Raw genomic sequence first — 2,717 nt, forward strand, 5'->3', positions numbered from 1 at the left:
AATAGCATCCAAGCAACGAAGAACAAAGCACCATGAAAGGAGTGCTATCGGGCGGGCGGCTCGAATTAACTTGTTGGGGGGCATTGTAAAGGACATCTTGGCTACAACGTAACACCAGCCCCACTCTTCGCCCGCCTCGAAAGATTTAATGACGGGATGGCCCGTCGCGCGGAAATGCTTCGTCGCGTGTTTGTTCTTCGACGAATCGCAGCAGCCGACGTGGCCGCACGTTTCGCACAAACGCCGATGCACCCACGTGTCCCCCGCCTTAAGACAATCCTCGCAGCCTTGCGCGCTGGGCGTGACCTCCCTCACTTATCGAGATGTGTGCACTCATCAGCTCTCATATCTTCTCCTCTCTAAATCGAAACTTACAAGATTGGGACAGACGGCAAAGCATCATCCACGAAGTCACACGAAACATCACGAAATAAACAGAACAAATTTCGTGTGTTCGGCTTCGTGTCGTTTAGTGTATGTTCGTGGATAGCTTTGCCTGTGGACCAATCTTATAAGGACTGATTTAGTCTGACTGCGCCTCAGTCGTCTGTCTGCCGAATGGTGCTCTTTCATCATCGAACGTCTTCTCGGTTTCACGCCGCGCCTTGCCCTCGATCAGCAGCCACGAGGCGAGTGCGCTCGCGGCTGCGAGTCCGGCGGCCAGGTAGGCGACGAGCCGAAACCCGGCGACGAACGAATCTCTAATCGACTGTCGGGTAGCCACCAGCGTCTCGCCGCTCACCTCGTCAGGGATTTTCATGTTGGCGAGGTCAGTGCTCTGCCCTACGAGTTGCGCCCGCGCCTCCGAGGAGACCGGCAACGCGTTCAGGCGTTCGGCGAGACTGCTGTTGAAAGCGTTCAGCATGAGAACGCCGAAGACCGCAACGGCGAGCAGAGAGGCGGTGCGCGAGACGGCATTGTTGATGCCTGAAGCGACCCCGGCGTGGTGCTCCTCGACAGCGCCCATCACCGTCGTCGTCAGCGGCGCGACGCTCACGGTCATCCCGATGCTCATCACCATCACCGCCGGGAAGAAACTCGTCCAGTAACTACCTGCCTCCGCGCCCGGCAAGGCGAACAGTGCGAACCCGGCGGCGGCGATGACGGGGCCGACTACGAGCGGCAGTTTGGAGCCGTAACGCTCAACCAGTCCGCCCGCCCAGCGCGAGAGCAGAAACATTGTCAGCACGAACGGCAGCAGCGCGGCCCCCGCGGCAGTCGCCGTGTAGCCTTGCACCTGGATGAGATTGAACGGCAGGAAGAAGAGCAGCCCGCCCAACGCGGCATACAGAAAGAGCGTCAACAAATTCGCGCCCGCGAATGTCGGCGAGCGCAAGAGTCCGAGCGGCATCATCGGCTGCTCGTGATGCGCCTCCGCGAACACAAATCCGGCGAGCGCCGCGACGCCGAGGGTGAAACTTGCAATCACGAGCGGGGCAGTCAAGCCGCGCCCGCTCGACTCGATCAGGCCGAAGACGATGCCTCCCAGTCCGACGGTCGTCAACGTCGCGCCCCGCCAGTCCACGCGCCCCTTCGTTTGTTCGTCGCGGCTTTCCGGGACGCGCCGCCAAGCAATCAGCAACACAGCTACGCTCAACGGAATATTGATGAAGAAAATCCAGCGCCACGAAAATCTCTCGACGAGCCAGCCGCCCAGGACGGGTCCGATTCCGGCGGCAATCGCCGTGAACCCCGACCACGTCCCGATGGCCTGCCCGCGCCTCTCTTTGCTGAAACTGGCGCTGATGAGCGCCAGACTTCCCGGCACCAGGAGGGCCGCGCCCACACCCTGCACTCCGCGCGCGACGATGAGTTGGGTTATGTTCGGGGCCAGCCCGCACCAGACCGAGGCTAGCGCAAAGAGCAGCACGCCTGCCGAGAAGACGCGCTTCCGCCCCAGACGGTCGCCGAGTGAGCCCCCGACCAGAATCAGAGCGGCCAGCATCAGGGCGTATGACTCGACGATCCACTGAGCCTCGGCGACGTTCGCGCCGAGTTCTTCTTGCAGCACGGGGAGCGCGACGTTGACCACCGTGCCGTCAATGAACGTGATGCTGGAGCCGAGAATCGCCGCCGCCAGCACCCACCGTCCGGTCGCCTGACCGCAATCCATCACTTCGGGTTGCGAGCGCACAACTGCTTCATCGCATGGTTGTCGAGTGTTACTCAGCATCACATGTTCGCTTGCGCCGCAGAACTCTCCCCTCGACTGAAATTGGAGGGGGCGTTAACCGTGTCCACGGTCTGCCTCCTCGTTGTAATCCAGCCGTGACCACACCACTGCTCACACCGGGTGGTATGAATCGAGCAGGTGTGCGTGCTTCGACTTCGTTTGTGCGTCCATCCAATGCGGATAGGTCACGTACACGACCTCCGTGTCGTCTTCCGCTGCCTCGTAGGCGATCTCCGTGCCCTTAGTGAGGAAAATAACCTCGCCCGCCGTCGCGGTTTTCGCGCCATCGGCAAAACGAACGGTTAGGGCGCCCTTCGTTACGATAAGAGCTTCGTCATACGTTACGACCCATTCGTTTTTCTCGCCCTTGATTTTGTTCCGGTAAAAGCCGACGCTCATGGTGTCGCTGTTTGATGAATCCAGGACATCGCCAACGAAGATCTGGCGGTCGGCGTATTGGTAAAACTTTGCGTCCTTGCTCGTAAAGTGTCTCACACTCATCGTGACTCTCTCCTATGTCCAAGTGGATGCTTTAGCTAAGCGG

2 protein-coding genes are annotated in these 2,717 nt (G+C 60.0%); both read right to left on the reverse strand.

The features are described 5' to 3' along the window. Positions 1 to 523 precede the first annotated feature (523 nt). Positions 524 to 2,173 carry an MFS transporter gene (locus VES88_11700; GenBank protein ID HYN82160.1) on the reverse strand — a complete coding sequence of 550 codons (1,650 nt, stop codon included), beginning with the start codon at positions 2,171 to 2,173 and terminating at the stop codon, positions 524 to 526. A gap of 111 nt (positions 2,174 to 2,284) precedes the next feature. Continuing rightward, positions 2,285 to 2,674, reverse strand: a complete 390-nt coding sequence (locus VES88_11705; GenBank protein HYN82161.1) for a hypothetical protein — start codon at positions 2,672 to 2,674, stop codon at positions 2,285 to 2,287. Positions 2,675 to 2,717: the final 43 nt, after the last annotated feature.

It is taken from the genome of Gemmatimonadaceae bacterium (assembly GCA_035633115.1).
GTDB lineage: Bacteria > Gemmatimonadota > Gemmatimonadetes > Gemmatimonadales > Gemmatimonadaceae > UBA4720.

Bases quoted from the DNA above. Each gene is read 5' to 3' on its own strand.
- VES88_11700 (HYN82160.1), bottom strand. From the start codon at position 2,173: ATGCTGAGTAACACTCGACAACCATGCGATGAAGCAGTTGTGCGCTCG.
- VES88_11705 (HYN82161.1), bottom strand. From the start codon at position 2,674: ATGAGTGTGAGACACTTTACGAGCAAGGACGCAAAGTTTTACCAATAC.